5 protein-coding genes are annotated in these 4,476 nt (G+C 42.4%); 4 read left to right on the forward strand and 1 reads right to left on the reverse strand.

Annotation, left to right across the window (positions count from 1 at the left end):
* Nucleotides 1-254 precede the first annotated feature (254 nt).
* The 4 genes from ACP5N5_RS05740 (at nt 255) to ACP5N5_RS05755 (ending at nt 3,850) form a co-directional block, all read left to right on the forward strand.
* Nucleotides 255-836 carry a hypothetical protein gene (locus tag ACP5N5_RS05740; protein ID WP_428133804.1) on the forward strand — a complete coding sequence of 194 codons (582 nt, stop codon included), beginning with the start codon at nt 255-257 and terminating at the stop codon, nt 834-836.
* A 99-nt stretch (nt 837-935) separates the two neighbouring features.
* Nucleotides 936-1,613 (forward strand): hypothetical protein, encoded by a 678-nt coding sequence (locus ACP5N5_RS05745; protein WP_428133809.1) that lies wholly within the window; start codon nt 936-938, stop codon nt 1,611-1,613.
* Nucleotides 1,614-1,686: 73 nt separating this feature from the next.
* The gene (locus ACP5N5_RS05750; protein ID WP_428133812.1) at nt 1,687-2,847 is read left to right on the forward strand and encodes a signal peptidase I; all 1,161 of its coding nucleotides are present in this window, start codon (nt 1,687-1,689) and stop codon (nt 2,845-2,847) included.
* Nucleotides 2,837-3,850, forward strand: a complete 1,014-nt coding sequence (locus ACP5N5_RS05755; protein ID WP_428133815.1) for a hypothetical protein — start codon at nt 2,837-2,839, stop codon at nt 3,848-3,850. Before ACP5N5_RS05750 ends, ACP5N5_RS05755 begins: the two co-directional genes overlap by 11 nt.
* A 160-nt stretch (nt 3,851-4,010) precedes the next feature.
* Here the strand turns inward: ACP5N5_RS05755 and ACP5N5_RS05760 are convergent.
* On the reverse strand, nt 4,011-4,476 hold a 466-nt coding region (locus tag ACP5N5_RS05760; RefSeq protein WP_428133820.1), incomplete at its 5' end, for a serine aminopeptidase domain-containing protein.

Consider the following 4,476-nt stretch of genomic DNA (forward strand, 5'->3'; position numbering starts at 1 on the left):
TATACTTGTGGAGGCGTGTATAAGGATGCTTGTGATATCCACCGATATAGGGGTCCCGGCTATACTGGTAGCTAAGGGGTCTAGTGAGAAACATGTTGTCATGGATCTCCTGGGAAAAATAGATGCGTTGAAAATAATGGTATTATCCATGTAGCTTTGCTTTATGTATTTTAAATATATATGTTAGATATGTAAATAATTTGGCTTAGATATTTAATAATCAAGGTATAATATGAAGTTCTTGGTGTAGTAAAATGAAAGCATTAAATACCGTAATGGGATTAGCCCTTGCAGGGCTAGCAATCCTAGCATTAGGAACAGCTATGGCAATGTGGTATGAAACACTACGAGTAAACACGTATGTCGAGACAGGGGAAGTCAAGGTAGCATGGGCCGATTTGAAATGCAGTGATGAGGGCTCAGACCCGCAGTTACCAGACTCAAACTTCCATAACGATGAAGGAAAAGACGTGGCTCAATGCATAGTGGAGCCTGAAGAATACGATGAGGAGGAAAATGCGGTGAAAGTAAATATAACACTCGTGAACGCGTATCCAGGTTATAACCCGGTTATAACCCTTACCGTGAAGAACATTGGCACGATACCAGTTAAACTCCTAAACTACGGCTTCACCGATGGTGGATATGATAACCAGGCCTTAAACGTTATTATCACGGTACCCGAGGACACACAGCTCCATCCAGAAGGCACACATGACATAACAATTAATATAGCGGTGTCGCAAACTGCTAGTGAGGATACAACTTACAATTTCGAGCTTGAATTCACATATGCACAGTGGAACGAGGTACAATCAATCACGACAGTCAGCTAACCAATTCATGTAATACTAGGATCATTAATACATGCTTTTTCAAAGGCAACGGGGCTCATACCCGGACCCATTTAACACATAGCATTAGGTGTATTAGATATGAATAGAATATATGTAACAGTATTGGCCACCCTATTAATCATAGTAGGACTACTGCTTGGAGCATCAATGTGGCTGGATATATTAAGAGCAAACACATATGTTGGCACTGGTGAACTAGACTGGGAGATTGTGAAAGGGTCAACCATATGGCTGGATGCATGCGGGCTCCAGCCTGGCTTCGGATCCTATAAAGGTAACGACTGGAATGCCACATACCTACCTTCACCAGGCGCTCTCCAGCTTGATAAGGATGTAGGATGTACTGATGTAGCATTGATAGATAGTGATGGCGATGGAGACATGGATACCATGAATGTGATATTGTATAATGTTTATCCATGGTATTATACCCACATAGCCATGAAGGTTCACAATGATGGTTCAATCCCATTGAAGATATGGAGAGTAATAATAGATGGACAATACTACTACGAGTTGAACGAGCATGTGCTACAACAGGGTGTCGAATTAGATTTAAACAATGATAAAGCACCAGATATATTGATCTGGTGGGGAGACAACTTCGGCACTCAGCTCCATCCCTGTCAATCAGCTGATATAAGCTTTGATCTAACAGTACTGCAGAGTGCTCCACAGAACATGGTACTTAGTTTCACGATAAGCTTGCAGGCTGTTCAGTGGAACGAGTACAGTGTCCCGGCGCAATCTCCATAAGTTGAATACGAGGTGGCTTTAATTGAATAGTCTTTTTTCCCGTAACACCTATCTAATTTCTTTGCTACTTTATGTGTCATGGATTATTTTCACGGCTTTATCAAAGTTTACCGGGTTACTCTACGGGTTCTCTTATTACCTGGTTCCATCCTCAATAGCCGTTATCCTTGTAAGCGTATTCAGCACCTTGATGCCTGGAACCCGTGGTAGTATGGGTTTATACTACTATATAGCGTTTGCCTCGATACCTATCTCTTATATTGTTGTAGGGCTTCTAACAGGCTTTGGCATAAATACTCTCATATCAAGTCTTCCCCAGTATCTTGCCTCGATCTTCTATTATGTTTCCTCAGTAACCCTGATAGAATCATCAAGGAAAATTATTCTCACGCACGCACCAGCAACCCCGAACAATATTCTATTATACTCCACCTCGGTAGTTCAAGGCTTAGCTTATCTGTTTCTCCTTGAGAATGTTGATGCCTCGATATCAGTTGTGGCGAAGTCTTTGTACTGGGTTGCATGGGGGATCCTTGGCACGATTACATACATTAGCAACGGGTTTAAGGCATCCCTATGTTTGTCCCTTATACAGGTATCAATGTATAAGCTCTCACCTGTTCTTCCATTGAGGATGAACGTGTTTCTAGCATATCTCCCTCTATTGGTCTCAACCATCCTTACTGGATTACTACTATTCATGGATCGCGCTGGAGCAATAGCTAATAATAAGATGCGTGGAATCCGCAGGCATGAACCCGCTTATCCTTCACTTATTCTCCTAGTAGTAGCATTGCTCCTCGTCTTCTCTTTTCTACAGGGCTACAGGCTCCTAGTGATTTCCTCGGGAAGTATGACTCCAAGCCTTGGTATTGGTGATATAGTGGTTATTGAGCCCAAGAGTATCAAGAGTATCTCAGTTGGTGATATAGTAGCGTTCTCTAATGGGGTAAATATTGTTGTACACAGGGTTGTAAATGTAACCAGTGATGGTGGCTGCCTGATTACACGGGGCGATGCAAACAATGTTGACGACCCCTTATGGGCATGTATTAATACTATACTGGGTAGAGTGGTTTTTAGAGTTCCCTATATAGGTTATCCATTCATCATGGCTGTGGGTGCTATAGGCAGCGTTTACACTGTTCTTTTCCTGGCTTCATGTTTATTATGTTTAACCTTTATTATTTATATTGTTAAAAATATGTTGAGGTATACTTATCTTGGCGAATAAGTTACTAGTGAAAACAATGAGAATCCTAACTATTACACTTATCCTGGCACTCGCCGTAAGCATCGTAGTTATGGCTGTATCCTACAGGATCGAACCCTACAATGTGGTTGAACATGTGGTGAAGTACACTGATATAAATGGGGATGCATTGTTCACCATGGGTGTGAAGCCATCTATAATATACGACAATGCCTCAGTAATCTCCTCCAGCAGGGTCTTTCTCTCACTGGCACAATACTCCCTCTACAGGTTGAATGCTAAGGTGGTAATATACAATAACACGGAGCATGGTGAAGCAACCAGTATTGAGTGCAATATCAGTGCTTCGGGTGTCTTAAGATCCTCCCTATGGAGTAAAAGCCTCGAGCCCGAGTTAACACTTTTCTGTAGCCCTGGGAGCGTATATGTGAATGGCTCGGTTAATATAGAAGAGATATTGGAACTGGCCTCACGTATCGACAGGGAGATCTCCTCGGCATCCTTTAAGCTTGACTACGGGATTGACATTAATGCCTCTTATACTGTTAAATACTCTGATGGATATATTGCTGTCTATCAATACAACCCCATAATACTATTCAGCATCGATAAACCAAACAACATATTGTCTGCATCATCATCGAATACAAGCAGTAGCGAGACCAGGACAGTGAAAAACATTGTGGAGAAAAACATGCCCCCGCCCTTTAACTTCATAAGTATTTATTCGGCAAGAGTATTAACACTATACTCAACACCCATCCTAGCTATTCTCACCGGTGCACTGCTCTACTTGAATAACCAGCATGAGAGAGTAAAGCATGGTATTCAGCACAGGCTACCTAGAGTGGCTCTTGATAAATCAGTGTTCAAGACTATACTAGTTGAAAAAGAGGAGACAATATACATGCTTGCGAAGAAAGGCTACGGGATCCCGGTAGCTAGCATAAGCGGCGATGAAATATACTTGCTAACAGGCACAGATGTACTCTATGTTTACAACCGAAAGCCTCGCCATTTATAGCGGGGATAAGGTTTACAGGCTCTGTATTCTCTATCTTGTTTTTGGTGGTAAGTGTAGAAGCAGTGGGTATGAGGGGTCAGAGGTATCTCATGGTCGATCATAATCCATGGTCTGATCTCGTTCCCGCCATGAAGGGACCTAGATCTTTTCAGTTGTGGTGTCACTGAACGTGTTTATTAATCCATTCTATTATATCCTCCAATACCTTCAACCATTCTGGCTCGTTGAGGACTTCATGGCGCATTCCCGGGTATATCTTTAATCCCTTATCGCTTACGCGTAGCCTATCATATAGTCTACGACTACCCTCGGGGTTCACTATTCTATCGTTTTCTCCATGTATTATCAGTACCGGTGTGTCTATCTCTTCGACAATCCTCCAGATCTCCTTCGATGCCCTGTATAATTCATATATTAGCTTGAGAGTTGGCTTCTTTAACACTAGTTCATCCATGGCGTATTTCTCCCCGACGCTTGGATCACTCGATAATAGTCCAGGATCTATCGGTAAATCTATCCTCTTCCTCGGGCTTACCATGCTCATTAATTCAAGGAGGATTCTCTGTAGAACCGGGTATATAATCAATGTAGCGGCCCCGGTGACGACAGCGGCTTTAACCCTCCTG

The sequence above is a fragment of the Desulfurococcus sp. genome (assembly GCF_049970475.1).
GTDB lineage: Archaea > Thermoproteota > Thermoprotei_A > Sulfolobales > Desulfurococcaceae > Desulfurococcus > Desulfurococcus amylolyticus.

Bases quoted from the DNA above. Each gene is read 5' to 3' on its own strand.
- ACP5N5_RS05740 (WP_428133804.1), top strand. From the start codon at position 255: ATGAAAGCATTAAATACCGTAATGGGATTAGCCCTTGCAGGGCTAGCA.
- ACP5N5_RS05745 (WP_428133809.1), top strand. From the start codon at position 936: ATGAATAGAATATATGTAACAGTATTGGCCACCCTATTAATCATAGTA.